The sequence below is a fragment of the Arthrobacter sp. 01L42 genome, assembly GCF_056400005.1.
Genome location: NZ_JBFTSL010000003.1, coordinates 77170 through 96385 on the forward strand (window position 1 = coordinate 77170; position 19216 = coordinate 96385).

The following is a 19216-nucleotide window of genomic DNA, read 5'->3' on the forward strand; positions in this document are numbered from 1 at the left end:
TGCACCCCCGGTGTTGCTCAGTCCGGCCGGCTGGCATCTACCGGGTAGGTCATGAACGCCGGCGTCTCGTACGGATGAACGGACAACGCGGCATTGACGACGGCGTTACGCCGGGAGCGGGGGAAGATTGCCTCGATCCGGGTTTCCGGCACCTCCTCGGAGGAACCGACGACGCCGACGAACGGGGTCGCGCCGGGTAACGGGGTAAAACGCCCGGTGCCGTCGAGGCTGAACGAGCAGTGGGAGTAATTGCCGAGCCTGCCCGCCCCGGCGTCGCCAATGGCCTGCCGGACCGCGGGCGCAGCGTCGGTGGGGACGTAAATGACCAGACAATCCATGGGCTCCATGGCAGAAAGTCTGCCACCGGGTGCCTCTCAGCGCCGAGGGTTCCAGCTAATCAGAATGTGGATGCTCCGGACCCGCCGAGCGGGTCCTCGCGCTCGATCTGGGCGACCTTCGGATCGTTCTCGTCGGCGCCGTAATCGGAGGTGCGCACGGTGTCCATGAACAAATGGCAAGGCCATGCAACACTGGTCGGATGCCGGCGTTCAGCATCCTCACATCCAACGGGTTTTCCGATGCCGAGGTTCTCTCGTTGTACGAATCTGTGGGGTGGGCCGCCTATACCCGGGATCCGGAACTGCTCGCCAGAGCGATCCGAAGTTCCTCATTTGTCGTGACGGCCCGGAATGGGGATGGTGAGCTAGTTGGCCTCGCGAGGGTTGTGTCCGACGATGCGACCATCTGCTATTTGCAGGACATCCTTGTACGGCCGCCTTTCCAAGGCGCGGGCGTAGGCCGGGCTCTGGTGGAGCACGTCACGGCACGATACGCGCATGTCCGGCAAACAGTGCTCATCACTGACAATGAACCAGGGCAACGCGCCTTCTACGAAGCCATGGGTTTTACGGAAGGGTCGAACTTCGCTCCGGAACCCGTGCGTGTCTTCGCTCTATTTCGGTAGTCCCGGAGTTTCAGTTCGAAATGACTGGTATGTTCCAGGACCTTTCGTCATGGGCCGCTGCGAACTCCTCAGTGACCCTGCCCGGTGGGGCAGGACCGCGAGAGGTGCCTGTAAGAATGGGGCATGCCCCCGCATAGTTTTCCGATCAGACGGTTGGCCGAAGACCCGGACCACGTCCTCGACCGGCGTCGGTGGCCAGGCAACCTGCCCCCTGTCGCACAGGTTCTGGACCAAGGGCTCGAGCTGACCCCGGCCACAATCTTCGTAGGCGAAAATGGGTCGGGAAAATCCACTCTCGTGGAAGCCATTGCACTGGCTTATGGCTTGTCTCCAGAAGGCGGATCTACAGGCGCCCGCCACAGCACCCGATCCACGGAGTCCATACTTGCCGATCACCTGCAGCTTGTCCGCACCGCCGGCGCCACAAGACGCGGCTACTTCCTGCGCGCGGAAACCATGCACGGCTTCTTCACCTACCTCGAGAAGAACCCGAGCACCGCGGGTCCGGACATCTCGTTCCACGACATGTCACACGGTGAATCGTTCCTGGAGCTGGCCGTGGATCGTTTCCGGGGACACGGATTGTGGGTGCTCGATGAACCGGAATCAGCGCTGTCCTTCGCGGGATGCCTCAGCCTCCTTGCGGTCTTGAAAGATCTCCTCGCCGAAGGCTCCTCGCAAGTCATCATGTCCACGCACTCCCCAGTTCTTGCAGCGCTTCCAGGCGCGCAGATTCTCGAAGTCGGCCCGTGGGGACTTCGGCAGCAGGAATGGTCGGACCTCGATCTGGTTTCCAACTGGCGATCATTCATGGACTCCCCCGAAAGATACCTGAGACACCTATAAGGCCGGCCCGGTCGGGGTTGAACTAACGGCGTCCCCGAACGGAAAATGCCAGACAACGCCACAGGGGAAAAACGAACCGCCGACCGCGGTCAACGCTCAGGTCATGTGTCGAGCTTTCCCGACTTCCTTTGGGCGAGGCGCTGGAGTTGCCGTGCGTGAACGCCGCTCACCCAGTCCCACCCGGGAGCGGCCGATGGGCCGACCCGCGGGTCGCTGGGCTCATGGGCGTCACGCAAGGCGTGCACGTACGCCCGATCCTGGTCGATCCGTGCGTGTACCTGTTCAGCTCCGCCGACGGACCCGTGTCCGGGGACAAGGACATCGACGTCGCCCGCCACGCCCTTGAGCAGCCGCAGCGCGGCGAGGTAGTCCTCGATCGGGTCTTCGGTGTCGTTCAAGTCGAGCATCGGGATCAAAACATCAGAAAGCATGTCGCCGGCGACGAGAACCCCACGTTCCTCAATCAACAGCGCCGCGTGGCCCGGGGCATGTGCTCGATGCTCGAGAATGCGGACTTGGGGCCCATCCCAAGGAATCTGCACCGTCCCGACGGGCAGGCCGGTAAGAAGGCCGAGGAGGTCCAGCGGTACCTGTTCGGGGATGCCGGCCGCCTTCGCGACCGCGTCCACTCCGCCCGACAGCCGATCCCGGGCGGTAGCCGCGCAGCGCGCGGTGCCGTAACGGGGAGCCGCGCCGAGCCCGGCGTGCCAAAGCAGGTGGTCCCAATGAGGATGCGTCGAGAAGCCTGCCACAACGGTCTGGCCCGAATCGGACAGATCCTTCGCGAGGCAGTCCATTTCGTAGCCGTGCACCCCGGCGTCGATGAGCAGCACGCCAGCCCGGCCCTTTACGACGACGGCGTTACTCTGGCAGAACTCGCTCTCGTGGATCAGCACACCCTCCGCGACCTGCCTCAACACGAGCTGGCCTCGTTTACATCGCGGGTGGCGTGGTTGTCCCCCGGAACTTGCTCCACCCGCAGCTCGGCGGAGACATTCATCCAATGGTCGATGCGGCCCATCATCTCCTCTTCCTAACAGTGATACGTTCTGCAACTCCTATAGTGAGGACCAAATACCTGTCAAGGAGGAATTGTGGAACCTCGGTCCCAGTACACCCTCGGCAGCTGGGGCCTCGGCTGGCGCACCAAGACGGTTGACCGTTTTGCTAGGATCGGACCAGTCTTTCGTCCCCTACCTTTCAGTTGGCGGCCGGTGGATCCCGGAAATGCGCGCCAGGGTGCTTCAGAGAAGGCCAGCGGAACTCCCGATCAACTCGCGCAGCGGGTGGGTAAAGATCCTGCTTCCACATCCCAGAGTTGAAGTTGAGGTTCACAGATGGTCATTCAGGATCGCGCGAAGGCCACCCGCGGTGCCATTGTCGTCGGTGCCGCTGCGGTCTTTGAGGAGCACGGCTACGGCAGTGCCAGCCTGACCCAGGTCTCTGAGACAGCCGGGGTGACCAAGGGCGCCCTCTATTTCCACTTTCAGTCCAAGGAAGATCTCGCCAGGGCGGTCATCGAGGAGCAGCATCGGATCGTCGTGGCCGAAAGCGAGAGCATCCTTGCCGGGGATTGGCCGGGCCTGACGGCAATGATCCTGCTGTGCCGCGCTTTCGGTCTTCAGCTCGTGCACGAGCCAGTTGTCAGGGCCGGCATCCGATTGACGTTTGAAGCGACGGCTTTTGGTCCGCCCGTGCGCGGCCCCTACGAGGACTGGATCGCCGTCATGGAGCAGCTTACCGAACGGGCCAAGGCAGAATTGCAGGTCCGGCCCTCCGTCGACGCCGGGACATTTGCCCGATACCTTGTTGCTTCGTTCACCGGGGTTCAGATGGTCTCCGGAGTACTTACCGACCGAGCGGACGTCATGCAACGGATCGAAGAGATGTGGGAGATCGTGCTGCCGGGGATCATGCATGACGATTTCAACGGTGACGCCCATGCTCTCTCCGGACTGGTTTCCGCTGGAAGCCCCAACCCGCCGCGGAATCCCACCCCACCAGCACCGTGACGGGCTCACACGGCCACCGAGTACTGCAGCCCCGGGCAGGTGGCGCCTTGCTTGCCATCCGCGAGACTTTCAGCGAGTCCAACTCCCATAAACCGGATGACCGCCTTGTTTTAGGGTGAGTGGTCATTTATTCTTGTCTCGGATCCATTGGGGACTCCGCTCGGAGAGCGGCTGTGTCGGCGCGCATTTTTTGGGGGGCGCCGGCACGGACCCCTGGCCTGGACTGTCCGCCATGGCGATCCAAACGTGACGGCGGCGGCCGCCGCCGTCACGTTTGAACTTGAACAGGCCTCCGCCTATGGTTGTGGGTGGCGCCCCGATGCATCCCCCAATAGCATCGGGGCGCCCCCATGTGCGGAGGCGTGGAGCGGGACGAGTGAGGCCGTTCGAGAGCCCTCCCCTAGGCCACTACCCACGCCAAAACTGCGCCGCTTACCGTCGAGACGCAATCTCAGAGGGGCAGTTTGAAGCCCACGTGCGACGCTTCGAAGCCAAGACGCTCATAGAACCGGTGTGCCGCGACCCTGGACTCGTCAGACGTGAGCTGAACCAGCCTTGCGCCACGCCGGCGCCCTTCAGCGATCGCCCACGTAATCATCGCCCCTCCAAGGCCGTTGCTCCGGAGGCTAGACCGGACCCGCACTGCCTCGATCTGCAGTCGTGTCGCTCCGCCTCTGGCGAGGCCGGGAATGAATGTCAGTTGCATGGTCGCAACCACTTCATTTTCGGTTGAGACAACTACGAGAAGAAGCTGCGCGGGGTCCGCATCAATTGCCTGGAAAGCAAGATCGTAGGGATGCCGGTGCTCGTCTGCAATCGAGTCGACAGAGGCCCGGAGCTGGTCGGCAGCCAGAAGCCCAACAATCGAAGCCACATCACATGATTGAGCTTTCCTGATGGTGAATGGGCCGCCAGGCAGTTCCAGTTCAGCGAGAGTCATTTCCCCAGTATTCCAGCCATCTCGAATCAGTCAGGCGCCGGCCTCCGTCGACTCGAAACTACGTGGTGAATTCTGGACTGCCGCTGGCCAAAAAGCCGCAGGCTGGAGCCACGCGACATTGCGGCTCCAACTTTCGGGCCACCGTTTCACGAGTCCATTTGGACGTTCGGAATATCGGGCCGGGAGCCCCAAGTGGCAAGGATCAGGCGATAGCGGACGGATTTCCGGGCTGCGTGGCGTTGGTCCGCCGGCGTGAGGCCAGCACGCCAATGATCGCGGTCATGACGACGACAAACGTTGCCAAAACTGACGCGTTGAGGACGAGCGAGAGTTCCATTTGGTGCGGGAGAAGCATGGATTCGTCCCACCCTGCATTGTCGGCGCGATTGATGAAGTCTGCGTCGATCGGATTCCACAGGATGGCCGCGACACTGGTTGCCACCAACGCGCAGAGACTGAGGGCCAGCTGGACGACGGACCATACTGACGGCTTTCCCTTGTGGCTTAACGGGCGTTTGTCCATAGCTTCCCCCGTTTAGTGTCGGCCGTGGCCGTTGCGGCCGCCGTGAATGCATTGCCCGTTGCCCACCGCCGGGGCGGCGTCAGCCGGCCCGGTCGCTTCGATAAGCCCTGAGTGCGTCTTCTCTGATCCACTTTCGGGTCAGGAAAGCGTCCAGAACGCAAGAAACGCCGAGGATCGTCCAGGAAGTCCAAACCGGCGCCAGTCCGGCAATCACCAAGACCCCGACAGCAACAACGAAGCCGACGGAGACGTAGCCATAGATCCGGCGTGCACGGGTTGCAAATCGTGCCTCTTGCGTTTCGCGAAAGTAGTTCAGCATCAGTCCCCCAAGGTTCGAATCGGAGCCTACAGCACTGGCTGCACCAAATACCGAAAATGGGTGCGCGCCAGATACGGCTTTGACCCACACCATTTCTGAATCACGGAGTTATCGGGCGTGTCATCGGCACCGCTATTTGGTCTGCTCCTCTCGGCAGCACGTTAAGGATCCTGCACCGACACGTCGGGTCGTCGAGTTGCCTCGAACCACGTCCCGTCTGGTTCGATGAGTGCATGGATCATTCGCAACTGAAGCTGTCCGCCCCGAAACTCAATGCGGGCGATCGAGTCGCGGTTCTCTCCCCGTCGTTCGCCGCCCCCGGGTTCGCCCCGGCCGTGCATGAGCAGGCGATGCGGCGGCTTACATCGGCTACGGGTTTGATTCCTGTGGAATTCCCGACGACGCGCAAGCTCGGATCCAGTCCCGAGGAACGGGCGGCGGACATCAATGCGGCGTTCGCCGATCCCAGCATCCACGCGATACTCGCGACGATCGGCGGCGACGACCAGATCACGGTCGTACCTCATCTCGACGAGGCGGCCGTCCGGGCGAATCCAAAGATCTTCGTCGGATACAGCGACAACACCAACCTGCTGAACTGGCTGTGGTCACTCGGGATACGCGGATATTATGGCGGTTCGACCCAGGTCCACCTCGGCGCCGGACCGGGTGCTGACGACGTCCACCTCGCTTCCCTGCGGGCCGCGCTGCTCACTGGAGGCGAGCTCGAGATCACCGATCCCGGGGAGTCGGAGGACTTCGGGCCGGATTGGCTCGAGCCGCGGGCACTCGTCGACTACGGCGACCGCGAACCCACCGAACCCTGGACGTGGACAGGTCCCGAACGCACGGTCTCCGGTTACACCTGGGGTGGCTGCATCGAAGTCCTCGACCAGCTCGCCATCGCCGACAGGCTGCCCGCCGTCGACGCGCTCCGGGGCACAATCCTGATCCTCGAATCCAGCGAACTGCTGGTTCCCGCCGATTGGGTCAAGCGATGGGTTCGAGCGCTCGGCGAGCGTGGTGTCCTGGGGGCGGTCGACGGCGTGATGGTCGCCAGGCCTCCAGTCAGCAGCCACGGGCAGGTTCCGCCTGCCGCCGAACGGGCTCGGCTCCGCACCGCACAACGCGATGTGGTCAGCACCGAAATCGCACGATACAACCCGGACGCCGTCGTGTGCGTCGGGGTCCCCTTCGGACACACCCGGCCGCAGTGGATCCTCCCCTACGGCGGTCGAATCCAACTCGACGGCGAAGCCAGGAGGGTTACAGCCAGCTATGCCTGATCGTGGCAGGCAGTGCCGTGAGCACACGTCGGATCATCATCATTTCCTATGCGGTCGGACGCACGTTCTGATTTGACCGGAAGAGGTTGATGGGGTCGTATGCGGCTTTGACGGCGGCCAGCCGGTCGTAGTTGGCGCCGTAGGCTGCCCTCACCCGCTCCTCCCCTTCCTGGCCAAGATCGTTGACGTACACCCCGCTAGCAGCAAAGGGCTGCATCGCTTCGAAGAAGGCGCGGGCCCAGCCGACGTGTCGCTCCGTTTCTGCCGGATTGGACCACTGGGCCAGGATGAGGAGTTCGCTCTGGGACCGGCGATGGGGAAATGCCGTGGCCGCCGGGGGAACCCGAGCGGCCACACCGTGCAGTTGTTGCATTCCGATGCCGCTCGCCGTTGAAGGCATCTCGGCCGCAAACTGGAGCAGGACATCGATGGCGTCGGCGGTGAGGTCAGTCAAAAAGCTCGATTTCCAATAGTGGTGCCGGCCCGACGGAAAGCCGCCGTCGTGGGCGCTTTGCCAAACGCCATAGTCGGTGGGCACCACCGCGTCCACATCTGGGCCGAGGTCGCGCAGGGGCCGGAGCGCCAGCTCCGCCTCATCATGCCCGCCGCTCCAGCAGACGCCGACGCCGAAGACAGGGCGTCCTGAGGTGTCACACCCCAGACTAGCCGACATCGAGAGTTCGTCGGGGCACGAAGCGGCGAATCCGGGATAAAAGCCCAGGACCTCCCTTGTCCGTTCGGCCGGGAATGAGAGCGCTCCGGCAAGAACCTGCCCGACCGGATGCAAACGATAGGTGAAAGACGTGACAACACCGAAGTTGCCGCCGCCTCCGCGGATGGCCCAATGGAGGTCGGTGTGTTGGTCGGGGCTCGCCGTCAGCAGCCTGCCATCCGAAGTCACGATGTCGGCGGCCAGCACGTTGTCGCAAGCGAGCCCGTGTTCGCCGTTGAGCCAACCGATGCCACCTCCGAGGGTCAAACCGGCGATGCCGGTAACCGACACGACTCCGAGCGGCGTGGCCAGGCCGTGCGCCTGGGTGGCGACGTCAAGGTCGGCCAGGAGCGCACCCGCTCCGGCCACGGCGACGCGCCGTTCGGCGTCGACCTGAACGTTCTTCATGCCGGAGCAATCCAGCATGAGCCCATGGGCGCCGACGGCGTTCCCTGCCACGTTGTGGCCGCCGCCCTTGATGGAGACAGGGAGATCATTTTCCCGGGCGAAGGTCACGGCACGGCGAATATCCTCGGCGTCGGCAGGGCGGACAATGACGTCCGGCCGGCGGTCAATCATCGCATTGAAGACCTTCCGGGCTTCGTCGTAGCCGGCGTCTCCGGGCCGGAACAGCCGGCCCCGGAGCGCCGAGCCCAGGCCATCGACGGCGGATGGGTCAAGCGACGGTGCGGGGGTCCCGAAAGCCACGCCACGGCACCTTTCTCGTTCGAGATCGTCAAGGACGCGCGCCGGCCGGCGGCGTCGCGCTCATTTGACCGTCAATGAGCCGTGCATGTTGGGGTGGTAGTTGCAGTGAAAGGCGTAGGTCCCCGGTTCGGAAGGTGCCTTGAATGTGGCCGTCCCGCCGTTTTCCTTGACCTCGACATCAAAGAGGGTCGCATTCTGGTCTGCGGTTACCGTGTGCTCTGCGGTGTCCATGTTGATCACCTTCACCTCCGCGCCGGGAGCCACCGCACCCGGTATCTCGTAGGCGAAGTTGCTGATCGTGATTGCGGCGGCGGCGGCGTTTGCCGCCCCGCTTCCCGGCCCCGAAGCGGTGGAGCCGGCCGGGGCAGACGGTTCCATCGACATGCTGGGAGAGGTCCCGGCGGTCGTGGCGGGCGCCGACGCCTGCGTTCCGCCGCCTCCGGCACAGCCGCTCAACCCGATCAGTACCGTCGCCAACACAAGTGCAGTCCGTGTCTTGTTGCTCGTCATGATGTGCCGTCCTCGACGCTGGAGGGGGCTGAGAAATCAGCCCGGCTTCCTTCCATTCTGCATCCGCCACCATCAAAAAGCACCGCTGAAAAGCTCCGACAGAGAGCACGGGCCATCAGGGCTGCGTCCTGGCCTTTTGCAGGTAGGCCAAGAGTCCGGCCAGTTGCTCAGGGGTCTAGGGCAGATCGGCACTGAGGGCAGTCTTATTGTCCTGCCACATGGACCGGGCAGCGGCCTTGGTCTCTTCGCCTGCGTGGAACATGGATCCGATCTCGTCCCATGCCGTGGCCCATTCCCGGACGGACGGATCGGATGCCGGCGTCCCGTTTTCGACGTGCCTGAGACCCTCCTCGACCAATGCGGCCCACCGGACTTTGGCGGCCCCGATGCTGTCGCTGCCAAGTTCGGCCCTGCGGCCGGCCAGTTCCTGGCGCTGTTCTGGGGTGAAGTAGTTTTCGAGCATGGTGATCATCTCCAAAGTTGCCATGAACTGTTCCGGCGCCGGCATGGCGGCCCCGTCGATGCGTGAAAGCAGGTCGCGTATCCGGTCCTGGACCGCCTGGACCTGCTCGGCGTGCAGGCGAAGGTGCAGCAACTGCCTTTCCAGGAGCGTGCGCAGCGAGCCCATGTCATCGGCAGGGGTTCCCAGTGCGACGCCGATTTCGGCCAACGGGAGGCCGAGCATCTGCAGCGACCGGATCCGGTAGAGCCGCCGGACGTCGTCCTCGGTGTAGCGGCGGTGGCCGGAAGCCGTCCGCCGGCCTGCCGGCAACAACCCAATCTCGTCGTAGTGATGGAGCGCCCTGACCGTTACGCCACACGCTTTGGCAAGCTCGCCGATGCTCCATTGACCTGCGGCACCGCTCGTCTCTGTCATGGGAACAACCGTAGATCCTCACCCCGCGTGAGGATCAAGACCCTACGCCGGCCCCGCGTGCCGGCCGCCGGCCCCGTCCCGTCCGGTCAGCCCGTCTTCCCGGCGTCAGCCAGCCTTCCCGACGTCGGCCAGCCGGTTGTTCAGCCGGTCCACCTCGTCGAGGACTTCGGTCGCCGCCCAGGCACGGCTGCGCTTGGACTGGGTGACGGGGGTAATGACCCCGGCGGCGGAGAGCCGCTGCAGTGCGGCGTACACGGAGCTTTCGGCGACGCCGGCAATGTGGGCTGCGCTGTGGGCCTCGAACACGGGCCGCTCCAGCAGCCACGGAATGATCTTCTCGTCCGCGGATCCTCTGCGTGGCCTGGCCAGCTCCAGCCACATCGCCGGCAGCGCATCGAGGGCGGCGACGGATTCGCGGGCAGCATCCGAGGCAAGGACAGCGGAACGGGCCAGGTAGAGCACGAACGGATCGGCATCACCGGAGCGGTAGTTATTGACCAGGCTGAAGTAGGTGTCGACGTCGGCGACCATCGCCGACGCGATAGGTGTGACGGTGTTCCTGGTGAGCCCACGACGCCGGGAAATCGCACCGATGAGTGCCCGCCCGATCCGGCCGTTGCCGTCCGTGAACGGGTGGATGGACTCGAAGTGGGCGTGCGCGATTGCCGCCTGCGCCATGATCGGCACGTCGCGGCGGTTGCAGAAGACCATCAGGTCTCCCATCAGGTCCGGCACGAGCTCCGGCGGGGGCGGGACGTGGATGGCGCCGCGTGGTGAATGGTCACTGCCACCGATCCAGTTCTGAACCTCCCTGAACCGGCCGGCGTGTGGGCCGTCCATCGGGTCGTCCTTCATGAGCGTGCGATGGGCGGCCAGCATTGCCTCCAGCCGGATCTCGCCGGTTCGCCCGGCGTCGTCGATCATTCCTTGTACGGCGTCGGCGGCCGCCACCATGGAGCGGGCGTCGTCACTGGCCTTGAGCCCGATCATGGCCCGGGCGTAGTCGTCGCGGTTGGCGTTGACGTGCTCGATTTTGGAGGAGGAGACCGCCTCGCTGCGGAGCAGGAACCCGCTAATGGCGGCCATCCGCGTGCCGGCGGTGACGTCCAGGGATGCGATGGCGACGGCGGCCTCTTCCAGGGCGACGATGGTCTCACGCCCCGGATCGAACCAGCTCCCGGCGATCAAGGGTGGCAGCGAGACCACCACCTCGGTGAATTCCCGGTCTTCGCGCGGCGGCCGCCCGGACGACTTCCAGGGCATCATCTTGCTGCCGTGCGCGGGCCAGCGGGTCATGGATCCTCCGGAAGTCTAAATAGTCACCCTACTATTTAGACTTTAGGGGCTAAACATGAATAACGCGACGCGTGCTTCGGAAAACCTGCCCTGGCGGGGCGCGCTGCCCTCGATCGTCCAGCCCTAGGAGCCGGCTTCCCTCACGTGCGGCCTCGTGGCTTCCTGCAGCACCCAGCGGTTGCCATCCGGGTCGCTGAAGTAGGCGAAGGCGATTCCACCCATGTCCTGGACTTCGCTGATTTCGGCTCCCCGCCGAAGCAGCTCAGCCCGCGTGGACGCCATATCGGGGACCACCAATTGCAGGCCCTCCAGGCTGCCCGGCGGCATGCTGGTCATTCCGGTACCGACGACGATAGAGGCGGCGGAGCCGGGTGGCGTGAGTTGCACGACCCTCATTCCCGGGATGTATTCGACGTCGTGGTCCAGAACGAACCCGAGCATGTCCGTATAGAACGACTTGGCCTGGTCCACATCACTGACCGGTACTTGCACTACCTCGAGGCGCATCTCCATGCGGCTCACAGTACCCCTGTTTCCAGCTGCGCACAGGCCGTGGATCAAAGGCGCGCCCTACAGGTGACGCCAGATTCTTGTCGGTCACCGGGGAGTGGAACGTGCAACCTGCGACGTACAGGAAGCATCCGATGGAGCGCCCGGGTAGTACCCAGGTACCACTTGTCCCTGTTCAGGAGTGTCCTCGGGGCCGATGTGTGTGGATTGGGCGATCCGTAGCGTGAAAGAACAACGCTGGGGACATGGACAGCACAAGCCCCGCAACTTCACACGGAATCGAGACTCACTCATGGCTCCCCTCTCTGGACGACTCATTCACGCCGCTCTCTCGGTTGGCCTGTCCCTCTTAGCTGTGACCGCGATGGCTTTCGCGGGCGCGGTGGTGGCGGACGCGCAAAGTCACGTCCGCCCCGCCGCTCAAGAGCTGACCAACCTGCCCACGAACCGGCCCTCCTCTTCCGGCGCGATAGTTGTCGCCGTTGTCCTGGGATCGTCAGGCACCGTGGGAAGTGACGTTCTGGCCCCCTACGAAGTGTTTGCCAGTTCCCAGGATTTTTCGGTCTACACAATCGCAGCGCGGGCCGTCCCTGCCGCCGTCGACGGGGGTCCGGCGATTGTGCCCACGTACACGTTCGAGGACATCCGTTCGGGCAGGGCGCGGCAGCCTGACCTGGTGGTGGTCCCGGCCGTCGGCGCCCCGGAGAGCGCAAAAGAAGCACCCATGCGGGACTGGATCGCGGAACAAGCGGGGCACGGCGCCCGCGTCCTTGGCGTGTGCAGCGGATCAATGGTCCTGGCCGAAGCCGGTGTGCTGGACGGGCGTAAGGCTACGAGCCACTGGTCCCGCCTGGGTGCGCTCAAGCGGAGCCATCCCGAGGTCCAATGGATGGGAGGCCTGCGATTCGTTCAGGACGGCAGGATCACCACGACGGCCGGTGTGTCCTCCGGCATCCCCGGCGCCCTGAAAGTCTTGGAGGACCTGGCCGGCACGGCCGAAGCCGAGCGAATCGGCCGGCTGATGAATTACCCGGGTTGGCAGGTGGCGGCGGCAGCCCAGATACCTGACCAGTCCTTCGCCGCCTCGGATATTCCCGTCGGGCTCAACGCCCTCCTCCCCTGGTTCCGGCCGACGATCGCCGTCGGCCTCTTCAACGGGGTGGGTGAAATCGACGTCGCCAGCGCATTCGAGGTCTACAACATGTCATTCGCTGCCCGGACGGTGGCGGTTGCCGCCACGGACACGGTCACCACCAAACACGGGATGATTCTCCTGACCGTCCCGGAACACGAGGCACCTCCGGTGGACAACGTCGTTGCCCCTGGCGCGGCTGGGGACGAGGGCATTGATCCGCAATTGCGCGGCTGGGCCGCGTCCCGCGACATTCCCGTGGATGCTTTTGCTGGCGCCGGCGGGGTGCTCGGGTTCGACGGCGCCATCACGTATCTGGCGCAGCACACCGACCGTACAACCGCTGTATCGGCAGCTAAGATGATCGACTACCCGACGGCGCACCTCAACCTTCCGGCCGGAGAAGCTTCTGGCCGGGTTCCCGGACTGATCGCGCTCGGCCTCCTGCTCGCCACCTTGATCGGTTCAATCCCAGCGGTCATTCGAAGCGCCATCCGGCGCCGAAGGCAAGGGCGCGGCTTGCGGGTCCCGTAATTGCCTCGGATTCACGAATATGCTCTCCACAGCCACCACAAGACGGCGTGCATCGCACGGCGCAACACGCGTTGCTGCCCAGGACTCGACAAGGGGATGGATCCAGATGCTGTTGGACCAGCTTTCCGCAATACTCGCCTGCGCACTCTTGGCCGGCCTGGCTGTTTTCCAAGTGGCGCTGCTCGCGGGAGCACCGCTGGGGAGAATGGCATGGGGCGGACAACACCGCGTCCTCCCGGCCAAACTCAGAATCGGGAGCGCAGCATCCATACCCCTGTACGCCCTCTTCGCTTATGCGGCGCTGGCCAAGTCCGGCTTTGTCCCGCTGTTGGTCAGCGAATCATTTACTGCGATCACCGTGTGGGTGCTGACGGCATACTTCGTGCTCGGAGTCCTCATGAACGCAATCTCCCGAAGCAAACCCGAACGCTTCGTCATGACCCCCACAACGATGGCCCTGGCAGCCCTCTACCTGGTCCTCGCACTCCACTGATCTCGTGCCAGCCGCTCCAGGAGCGGCAACCTGGCAGTACTGGCCGCACGCCACCATCGCCAAGACCCAAGGACCCTCATGCACTCCACGACCGGTACAGTCCGGAGCATGACCGACGCAGGAACACTGCACACCCCGCAACACTGCCGGGTGTGGCCTTGACGTCGCCGACGTCGCCGGTTTCGTCGGACGAAGCGCTTCGGCTGGGCGGATGGCGCCCTGGTCCGCGTATGACAGACGTCCTGGCCGCCATCGCATACACAGGGCCGGCCCTGGCAGCAGCCGTTGCCATTCCCACTGCCGACGGCCCAGCGTTGGTTCTGCCATTGATGGCGGCGGTGGTTTCCGGCACCGCACTGCTGTTCCGCCGGCAGGCTCCGATGTCTTCTTTGGCCGCCACAGCCGGCATCATGCTCATCACGTTCTCGGTTCCGGCCAGCTTCGCAGCGGTGGCGACAGCCATGGCGCTCTACGCCGTCGGCGTTTACCGGTCCGCACGGCACGCCGTCCTTGCCCTTCTGGCCATCAGCGCAATTCTCCTTGCCGCCGCGGTCCAGCAACCCCGGTCGATGGTGGACCTTGGCCAAGCCGTCCAGGCGATTGCCGTACTAGTGATCGCGACCCTGCTCGGGCTGAACGTACGCATGCGCCGCAGCTACGTGGCCGCCCTGGTGGACCGTGCCGACCGGCTGATGCATGAACGGGAGTATCTGGCCAGCATTGCGGCCGCCGCCGAGCGCAACGCGATCGCCCGGGAGATGCACGACATCGTCGCTCATGGATTGGCGGTGATGATTTCCTTGGCCCATGGTTCGGCGGAAATCGCCCCGACCGACCCTGCCCGCGCCGTCCAAGCCATGCGCCAGGTCGCCGAGACAGGCCGCGTTGCGGTGACGGACATGCGCCGGATGCTCGGAGTCTTGAACGAGGACAACACCGGCGAATTGGCCGGCGCGGCAGCACCATCGCCGGGGGTGGGCGATGTTCCCGCGCTGGTGGAGCTTTTCCGCTCTGCGGGGCTTCCCGTGGTTCTGCAGTCGGCCGGAGTCGCTCCGGCTGACACCGGGATCCAGCTGGCTGTATATCGGGTCATCCAGGAAGGGCTCACCAACGCGCTCAAATACGCGCGCGCCGCAACAGCGGTCACGGTTCGCTCGCAGTTCACCGGCCAGGAGATCATGGTCTCGGTGACCGACGACGGCCAGCCCGTGGACGCCCCTGCCGACCGTGCTGGACACGGCGTGGCGGGAATGCGCCAGCGCGTCGCACTCTACGGCGGTACATTGCGCGCGGGACCCCTGACCAACGGTGGATGGTCCGTGACCGCACGGTTCCCGCTGCCGGAAGGAGCCATTTGGAAGCCGTAGCTGCCCCGTCCACACGCCCGATCCGGGTGCTGCTCGTCGATGACCAAACACTCGTCCGGGCGGGCTTCCGCATGGTCCTGGAAGCCCAGGACGGCGTGGAAGTTGCCGGTGAAGCCGCTGACGGCAGCAGTGGCGTCGACATGTGTCGAACTCTGGCACCGGACGTCGTGCTGATGGATGTGCGAATGCCCGGCACGGATGGGATTGCCGCGACCCGGCGCATTGTCGAGGAGTGCCCGCACTCACGGGTCATTGTCCTCACGACGTTCGATCTCGACGAGTATGCCTTCGCGGCCCTCCGGGCCGGTGCCAGTGGTTTTCTGCTCAAGGATGTGGGGCCAGCTGAGTTGCTCGCTTGCCTTCGGGCCGTCGCCGGAGGAGACGCCGCCATTTCCTCCCGGGTCAGCCGCCGGATGCTGGACCTCTTCAGCCAAAGGCTTCCCTCCGGTCCCCCGGCCGCGGGTGATGAAGCGGTGGCATCACTGACACAGAGGGAACGGGAAATACTCTCGGCCATTGCCCTGGGACTCACAAACACCGAGATCGGGGAACGACTGACCGTAGCGGAATCAACAGTCAAAACCCACGTGGGCCGCATCCTCATGAAACTCGGGCTGCGCGACCGTGTGCACGCCGTCATCTTCGCCTACGAACATGGCCTGGCCAGCTACCGGCGGCCGAACTGACCGGTGGTCCGAGGGCGGGAAATGCACCTATGGGACGCAGCGGGACGGTCAGGCCTGGCTCAGCGCCTTGGCCTTGACGGCGTCGAATTCGGCCTGGGTCAGGGTGCCGGCGTCGAGGAGTTCCTTGGCCTTTGCGATTTCCTGGGAGGGGGACGCCTTGGCCACGGAGCGGATGTATTCCGTTGTTGCGGCTTCGGACTGCTGGGCACTGCGGGCCTGGCGCTCGGCCATGCTGCGGCCCCGCGCGATCAGGTACACGAGAACCGTGAGGAACGGCACAAAGACCAGGAAGATGATCCACACAGCCTTGAGCCAACCGCTGAGTTCGTGGTCCCGGAAAATATCCGAGATAACTGCAAACAGCGCGAAAAGATACGCGATGAACGCGAATGACCAAAAGAACAGCCAAATGAAGTTCCAGAATTGCTCCACGGGAGCCATCCTTCCGTTCTGAGGAGGCCCTGCTGGCATCCTTAAGCGCCAAACTAGCCCCCCCGGGCCGTGCCCCGTTAGGACCAAAGGGCCCGAATTCGGCGCGGGAGCGCCTCTCTGCGGGGTCACCAGAAGGAACTGTGGAGCAGGCGCGGGATGGCGGAACCGGAAGCGGCGGGCCTAGAAGAAGTGCAGCTCACTGGCCGCGTCCGGCGAGGGGTGCACCACGGGAGCCTGGCCAAGTTCGAGCAGGATGTCGTTAATGCTCAGCTGGCCGTCCAGCTGAGGATCCAGCTGCACCGGAACACCAGCCTCCGGAACGGCGTCGCTACTCATGCCACGATCATATGTGCGGACAGTCCCTGGGCCGGGGGGCCACGCCGACCGGGGTCACGGACAGGGGCACCCGACGCCACGCGGACCAGGGGCGTCATGCGCCGTCGTAGGCCTCCTGCAAGGCGGCGATGTCCAGCTTGCGCATGGCGAGCATTGCCTGCATGGCACGCCGGGCGCCGTCGGGGTCGGGGCCGGCGATCAGTTGTCCCAGAACGGCCGGCACAACCTGCCACGAGACCCCGTACCGGTCCTTGAGCCAGCCGCACTGGCTTTCCTGGCCGCCGTCGGTCAGGGCCGACCAGTACCGGTCCACTTCTTCCTGCGACGCGCAGTCGATCACAAAGGACACCGCCTCATTGAAAGTGAAGGCCGGACCCCCGTTCAATGCCGTGAAGGTCCGCCCGTCAAGCAGGAACTGAACGGTGATGGCCTGGCCGGCAGGCCCGGGACCGCCGTCGCCATACCGCGAGACATCGAGGATTTTGCCGCCGTCGAAGATGGAGACGTAGTACTCGGCGGCTTCCTCGGCCCGGCTGTCGAACCACAGGCAGGTGGTGATCTTTTCGCTCACAGCGCTCCCTTGCGTTTGCCGCGCCGCCGGCAGACTCCGGCGGCGATCAGCGGCATGGGGCCGAGCCTAGCCCGGAGGTGACTTCACACACAACGGTCCCCGCCCGGAGCCCATCCTGACGGGACTAGGCTTGGATGTATGCCTTCTCCAACCCCCAAACTCCCCCGCCCGTCCGCCCAGGACGCTCCCCATTCCGGCCTCCGGCCCGCGCAGACAGCAGCCCTGGCAGCATGCGCGGATGCACTCCTGATTCTGCTGTTCGCGGCGATCGGGCGCGACGCGCACCAGCGCGGGGAAATTATCACCGGCGTCTTTGCGACGGCGTGGCCGTTCCTGGCAGGCGCGGCACTGGCATGGCTGGCCCTGCGGCTGTGGCATGACCCCTTGCGGGTGTGGCCCGCCGGCGTCGCTGTCTGGCTCGGAACCGTCGGCGTGGGGATGATCCTGCGGGCCCTCACCGGGCAGACGGTGGTGCTGCCCTTCATCATCGTGGCCCTGCTGAGCCTGGCCGTTTTCCTCCTGGGCTACCGCCTTGTGGCCGCGGGCGTTCGGCGGCTGCGTTCACGCAGCCGCCAGGCCTAATGCACTAGGCTTGCAGAAGATGGCAGCGCCCGTGCAAGGGCCGCCGACAGGCCCGCAAACGGCGCAACCGATCCGGAAAGGTTCACACGTGGTCACCGCATTCGTCCTGATCAAGACAAACGCTTCACGCATCCCGGAGACCGCCGAGGAAATCTCCGCCATCGCCGGCATCAGCGAGGTCTATTCCGTGACGGGCGAGTGGGACCTGATCGCCATCGCCCGGGTCGCCAAGCACGAGGACCTGGCGGACGTCATCGCGGACAAGCTCTCGAAGGTTCCCGGCGTCGCGCACACCACAACGCAGATCGCATTCCGCGCTTACTCCCAGCACGACCTCGATGCGGCCTTTGCCCTCGGATTCGAGCAGTAGCGAACAACCGAATTACGAACAGCTCACATGAGACGGGCCCGGCAGAAATCTGCCGGGCCCGTCTCATGTGATCTTTAGGCTGTCTGCGACAGGGCGACCCACCTGTCCAGCACCGCGGCCGCGGCTCCGGATTCAATGGACTGCTCGGCGCGGTTGAACGCGGCGGTCATGCGCTCCGCCAGCGGACCCACGGCGTCGAGGTCGAACGCCACCAGCCCGGCCGCGGCGTTGAGCAGCGCCGCATCGCGGGCCGGCCCCGGCGCACCGCTGAGGACAGCCCGGACGACGGCGGCATTGGCCACCGCGTCCCCGCCGCGCAGTTCCTCCAGCGTGGCCGTCCGGATGCCCAGATCGCGCGGATCAAACATCGCTTCAGTTACCTCACCGTTGCGGATCTCCCACACCCGCGACGGGCCGGTGGTGGTGAGCTCATCCAGGCCGTCATTGCCGCGGAAAACCAGGCCGCGGCTGCCTCGCTTGGCCAGCACTCCGGCCACCAGCGGGGCCATTTGCTCATTGGCGACGCCCACCGCCGACGCCTGGACATGTGCCGGGTTGATCATGGGGCCCAGGAAGTTGAACGCCGTCGGAACGCCGAGTTCGCGGCGGGCGACGGCGGCATGCCGCATGGAGGGGTGGAAAACCTGGGCGAAGCAAAACGTGATTCCCGCCTCTTCGGCGTTGAGTGCCACGCGGGGAATGGGGAGATCAAGCCGGACGCCGAGGGCCTCCAGGACATCGGCGGATCCCGACGAGGACGACGACGCCCGGTTGCCGTGCTTGACCACCCGGGCACCCGCTCCCGCGGCGATAAGGGCGGCCATCGTGGAGATGTTGACAGTGTTCTGCTGGTCGCCGCCCGTGCCCACGATGTCCAGCTTCTCACCGGCAATGTCAATGGGGTTCGCGTTGGCGATCATCGCCTCCACCAGGCCGGCCAGCTCATCCACGGTCTCGCCCTTGGCACGCAGCGCCACCAGGAAACCCGCCACCTGGGCCGGCGTCGCCTCACCGGACATGATGGAATTCATGGCCCACTCAGTGCTCCCGGCTGTGAGGTCGGCGCCGCTGATGAGTGCGTTGATGAGCCGCGGCCAGGTGTTGCCTGCCGCCTGTGCAGATGCCTGTGAAGTCACCTCCCGATGCTATCGAGGTCGGCCCCGCAAAGACCAATGTGAACCCCGCCGGGAACTTTTCCGCGCGAATTCGC

At 64.9% G+C, this 19216-nt stretch carries 24 protein-coding genes; 10 read left to right on the forward strand and 14 right to left on the reverse strand.

Annotated features, from left to right (window positions below):
- Positions 1-17 precede the first annotated feature (17 nt).
- Entirely contained in the window at positions 18-347 is a 330-nt protein-coding gene (locus AC1DN2_RS03495; protein WP_439954074.1) for a YqfO family protein, read from the reverse strand.
- A 191-nt stretch (positions 348-538) separates the two neighbouring features.
- Here AC1DN2_RS03495 and AC1DN2_RS03500 point away from each other — a divergent pair, with 191 nt between their 5' ends.
- The gene (locus AC1DN2_RS03500; RefSeq protein WP_476849236.1) at positions 539-964 is read left to right on the forward strand and encodes a GNAT family N-acetyltransferase; all 426 of its coding nucleotides are present in this window, start codon (positions 539-541) and stop codon (positions 962-964) included.
- Positions 965-1087: 123 nt separating this feature from the next.
- Positions 1088-1810: an AAA family ATPase gene (locus AC1DN2_RS03505; protein WP_476849237.1), complete on the forward strand. Its 723-nt coding sequence runs from the start codon at positions 1088-1090 to the stop codon at positions 1808-1810.
- 101 nt (positions 1811-1911) lie between these two features.
- Here the strand turns inward: AC1DN2_RS03505 and AC1DN2_RS03510 are convergent, their stop codons facing one another.
- Positions 1912-2706 carry an MBL fold metallo-hydrolase gene (locus AC1DN2_RS03510; RefSeq protein ID WP_476849238.1) on the reverse strand — a complete coding sequence of 265 codons (795 nt, stop codon included), beginning with the start codon at positions 2704-2706 and terminating at the stop codon, positions 1912-1914.
- Between the two features lie 441 nt (positions 2707-3147).
- On the opposite strand from AC1DN2_RS03510, the gene AC1DN2_RS03515 reads away from it, so the two are divergent.
- The gene (locus AC1DN2_RS03515) at positions 3148-3822 is read left to right on the forward strand and encodes a ScbR family autoregulator-binding transcription factor (protein WP_476849239.1); all 675 of its coding nucleotides are present in this window, start codon (positions 3148-3150) and stop codon (positions 3820-3822) included.
- 451 nt (positions 3823-4273) lie between these two features.
- Here the strand turns inward: AC1DN2_RS03515 and AC1DN2_RS03520 are convergent, their stop codons facing one another.
- From AC1DN2_RS03520 to AC1DN2_RS03530, 3 genes are all read right to left on the reverse strand, one after another.
- Positions 4274-4762, reverse strand: coding sequence for a GNAT family N-acetyltransferase (locus tag AC1DN2_RS03520; protein ID WP_476849240.1), 489 nt, complete (start codon positions 4760-4762; stop codon positions 4274-4276).
- 202 nt (positions 4763-4964) lie between these two features.
- On the reverse strand, positions 4965-5204 hold the full coding sequence (locus tag AC1DN2_RS03525; protein WP_476849241.1) for a hypothetical protein: 240 nt from the start codon (positions 5202-5204) through the stop codon (positions 4965-4967).
- A 160-nt stretch (positions 5205-5364) separates the two neighbouring features.
- On the reverse strand, positions 5365-5697 hold the full coding sequence (locus AC1DN2_RS03530; RefSeq protein WP_476849242.1) for a hypothetical protein: 333 nt from the start codon (positions 5695-5697) through the stop codon (positions 5365-5367).
- A 140-nt stretch (positions 5698-5837) separates the two neighbouring features.
- Here AC1DN2_RS03530 and AC1DN2_RS03535 point away from each other — a divergent pair, with 140 nt between their 5' ends.
- Positions 5838-6890: a S66 family peptidase gene (locus AC1DN2_RS03535; protein ID WP_476849243.1), complete on the forward strand. Its 1053-nt coding sequence runs from the start codon at positions 5838-5840 to the stop codon at positions 6888-6890.
- A gap of 46 nt (positions 6891-6936) precedes the next feature.
- Here AC1DN2_RS03535 and AC1DN2_RS03540 read toward each other — a convergent pair whose 3' ends face one another.
- The 5 genes from AC1DN2_RS03540 to AC1DN2_RS03560 all read right to left on the reverse strand — a co-directional run bounded on the left by AC1DN2_RS03540 (position 6937) and on the right by AC1DN2_RS03560 (position 11506).
- A complete protein-coding gene (locus tag AC1DN2_RS03540) occupies positions 6937-8310 on the reverse strand; it encodes an FAD-binding oxidoreductase (RefSeq protein WP_476849244.1) in 1374 nt (457 codons plus the stop codon).
- Between the two features lie 60 nt (positions 8311-8370).
- Positions 8371-8820, reverse strand: coding sequence for a cupredoxin domain-containing protein (locus AC1DN2_RS03545; RefSeq protein ID WP_230009278.1), 450 nt, complete (start codon positions 8818-8820; stop codon positions 8371-8373).
- 175 nt (positions 8821-8995) lie between these two features.
- Entirely contained in the window at positions 8996-9697 is a 702-nt protein-coding gene (locus AC1DN2_RS03550; RefSeq protein ID WP_476849245.1) for a MerR family transcriptional regulator, read from the reverse strand.
- A gap of 105 nt (positions 9698-9802) precedes the next feature.
- Complete coding sequence (locus tag AC1DN2_RS03555) at positions 9803-10993, reverse strand: Fic family protein (protein ID WP_476849246.1); 1191 nt, start codon at positions 10991-10993, stop codon at positions 9803-9805.
- Between the two features lie 123 nt (positions 10994-11116).
- Positions 11117-11506, reverse strand: a complete 390-nt coding sequence (locus AC1DN2_RS03560; RefSeq protein WP_476849247.1) for a VOC family protein — start codon at positions 11504-11506, stop codon at positions 11117-11119.
- A gap of 289 nt (positions 11507-11795) precedes the next feature.
- Here AC1DN2_RS03560 and AC1DN2_RS03565 point away from each other — a divergent pair, with 289 nt between their 5' ends.
- From AC1DN2_RS03565 to AC1DN2_RS03580, 4 genes are all read left to right on the forward strand, one after another.
- Positions 11796-13169, forward strand: a complete 1374-nt coding sequence (locus tag AC1DN2_RS03565) for a DJ-1/PfpI family protein (RefSeq protein ID WP_476849248.1) — start codon at positions 11796-11798, stop codon at positions 13167-13169.
- A 106-nt stretch (positions 13170-13275) separates the two neighbouring features.
- Entirely contained in the window at positions 13276-13662 is a 387-nt protein-coding gene (locus AC1DN2_RS03570) for a hypothetical protein (RefSeq protein WP_476849249.1), read from the forward strand.
- Positions 13663-13892: 230 nt separating this feature from the next.
- Positions 13893-15029 carry a sensor histidine kinase gene (locus tag AC1DN2_RS03575; protein ID WP_476849250.1) on the forward strand — a complete coding sequence of 379 codons (1137 nt, stop codon included), beginning with the start codon at positions 13893-13895 and terminating at the stop codon, positions 15027-15029.
- Positions 15030-15100: 71 nt separating this feature from the next.
- Positions 15101-15715 (forward strand): response regulator, encoded by a 615-nt coding sequence (locus tag AC1DN2_RS03580; RefSeq protein ID WP_476849339.1) that lies wholly within the window; start codon positions 15101-15103, stop codon positions 15713-15715.
- A 48-nt stretch (positions 15716-15763) separates the two neighbouring features.
- On the opposite strand, the gene AC1DN2_RS03585 is transcribed toward AC1DN2_RS03580, so the two are convergent.
- The 3 genes from AC1DN2_RS03585 to AC1DN2_RS03595 all read right to left on the reverse strand — a co-directional run bounded on the left by AC1DN2_RS03585 (position 15764) and on the right by AC1DN2_RS03595 (position 17054).
- Positions 15764-16156 carry an SHOCT domain-containing protein gene (locus AC1DN2_RS03585; protein WP_476849251.1) on the reverse strand — a complete coding sequence of 131 codons (393 nt, stop codon included), beginning with the start codon at positions 16154-16156 and terminating at the stop codon, positions 15764-15766.
- A 171-nt stretch (positions 16157-16327) separates the two neighbouring features.
- Positions 16328-16483 carry a hypothetical protein gene (locus AC1DN2_RS03590; protein WP_156945122.1) on the reverse strand — a complete coding sequence of 52 codons (156 nt, stop codon included), beginning with the start codon at positions 16481-16483 and terminating at the stop codon, positions 16328-16330.
- Between the two features lie 94 nt (positions 16484-16577).
- Positions 16578-17054, reverse strand: a complete 477-nt coding sequence (locus AC1DN2_RS03595) for a VOC family protein (RefSeq protein ID WP_476849252.1) — start codon at positions 17052-17054, stop codon at positions 16578-16580.
- A gap of 138 nt (positions 17055-17192) precedes the next feature.
- Between AC1DN2_RS03595 and AC1DN2_RS03600 the strand changes: the two genes are divergently transcribed.
- Together AC1DN2_RS03600 and AC1DN2_RS03605 are read left to right on the forward strand one after the other, a co-directional pair.
- Positions 17193-17636, forward strand: a complete 444-nt coding sequence (locus AC1DN2_RS03600) for a DUF3054 domain-containing protein (RefSeq protein WP_476849253.1) — start codon at positions 17193-17195, stop codon at positions 17634-17636.
- Positions 17637-17724: 88 nt separating this feature from the next.
- Positions 17725-18006, forward strand: coding sequence for an Lrp/AsnC family transcriptional regulator (locus tag AC1DN2_RS03605; RefSeq protein WP_028276733.1), 282 nt, complete (start codon positions 17725-17727; stop codon positions 18004-18006).
- Positions 18007-18080: 74 nt separating this feature from the next.
- Here the strand turns inward: AC1DN2_RS03605 and trpD are convergent, their stop codons facing one another.
- Positions 18081-19142: an anthranilate phosphoribosyltransferase gene (gene trpD / locus AC1DN2_RS03610; RefSeq protein ID WP_476849254.1), complete on the reverse strand. Its 1062-nt coding sequence runs from the start codon at positions 19140-19142 to the stop codon at positions 18081-18083.
- Between the last annotated feature and the right edge of the window lie 74 nt (positions 19143-19216).

Excerpts from the sequence above, each read along its gene's own strand:
- AC1DN2_RS03495 (WP_439954074.1), bottom strand. The coding sequence starts at position 347 with ATGGAGCCCATGGATTGTCTGGTCATTTACGTCCCCACCGACGCTGCG.
- AC1DN2_RS03500 (WP_476849236.1), top strand. The coding sequence starts at position 539 with ATGCCGGCGTTCAGCATCCTCACATCCAACGGGTTTTCCGATGCCGAG.
- AC1DN2_RS03505 (WP_476849237.1), top strand. The coding sequence starts at position 1,088 with ATGCCCCCGCATAGTTTTCCGATCAGACGGTTGGCCGAAGACCCGGAC.
- AC1DN2_RS03515 (WP_476849239.1), top strand. The coding sequence starts at position 3,148 with ATGGTCATTCAGGATCGCGCGAAGGCCACCCGCGGTGCCATTGTCGTC.
- AC1DN2_RS03520 (WP_476849240.1), bottom strand. The coding sequence starts at position 4,762 with ATGACTCTCGCTGAACTGGAACTGCCTGGCGGCCCATTCACCATCAGG.
- AC1DN2_RS03530 (WP_476849242.1), bottom strand. The coding sequence starts at position 5,697 with ATGGTGTGGGTCAAAGCCGTATCTGGCGCGCACCCATTTTCGGTATTT.
- AC1DN2_RS03535 (WP_476849243.1), top strand. The coding sequence starts at position 5,838 with ATGGATCATTCGCAACTGAAGCTGTCCGCCCCGAAACTCAATGCGGGC.
- AC1DN2_RS03545 (WP_230009278.1), bottom strand. The coding sequence starts at position 8,820 with ATGACGAGCAACAAGACACGGACTGCACTTGTGTTGGCGACGGTACTG.
- AC1DN2_RS03550 (WP_476849245.1), bottom strand. The coding sequence starts at position 9,697 with ATGACAGAGACGAGCGGTGCCGCAGGTCAATGGAGCATCGGCGAGCTT.
- AC1DN2_RS03555 (WP_476849246.1), bottom strand. The coding sequence starts at position 10,993 with ATGACCCGCTGGCCCGCGCACGGCAGCAAGATGATGCCCTGGAAGTCG.
- AC1DN2_RS03560 (WP_476849247.1), bottom strand. The coding sequence starts at position 11,506 with ATGGAGATGCGCCTCGAGGTAGTGCAAGTACCGGTCAGTGATGTGGAC.
- AC1DN2_RS03565 (WP_476849248.1), top strand. The coding sequence starts at position 11,796 with ATGGCTCCCCTCTCTGGACGACTCATTCACGCCGCTCTCTCGGTTGGC.
- AC1DN2_RS03570 (WP_476849249.1), top strand. The coding sequence starts at position 13,276 with ATGCTGTTGGACCAGCTTTCCGCAATACTCGCCTGCGCACTCTTGGCC.
- AC1DN2_RS03575 (WP_476849250.1), top strand. The coding sequence starts at position 13,893 with ATGACAGACGTCCTGGCCGCCATCGCATACACAGGGCCGGCCCTGGCA.
- AC1DN2_RS03580 (WP_476849339.1), top strand. The coding sequence starts at position 15,101 with ATGGTCCTGGAAGCCCAGGACGGCGTGGAAGTTGCCGGTGAAGCCGCT.
- AC1DN2_RS03585 (WP_476849251.1), bottom strand. The coding sequence starts at position 16,156 with ATGGCTCCCGTGGAGCAATTCTGGAACTTCATTTGGCTGTTCTTTTGG.
- AC1DN2_RS03590 (WP_156945122.1), bottom strand. The coding sequence starts at position 16,483 with ATGAGTAGCGACGCCGTTCCGGAGGCTGGTGTTCCGGTGCAGCTGGAT.
- AC1DN2_RS03600 (WP_476849253.1), top strand. The coding sequence starts at position 17,193 with ATGCCTTCTCCAACCCCCAAACTCCCCCGCCCGTCCGCCCAGGACGCT.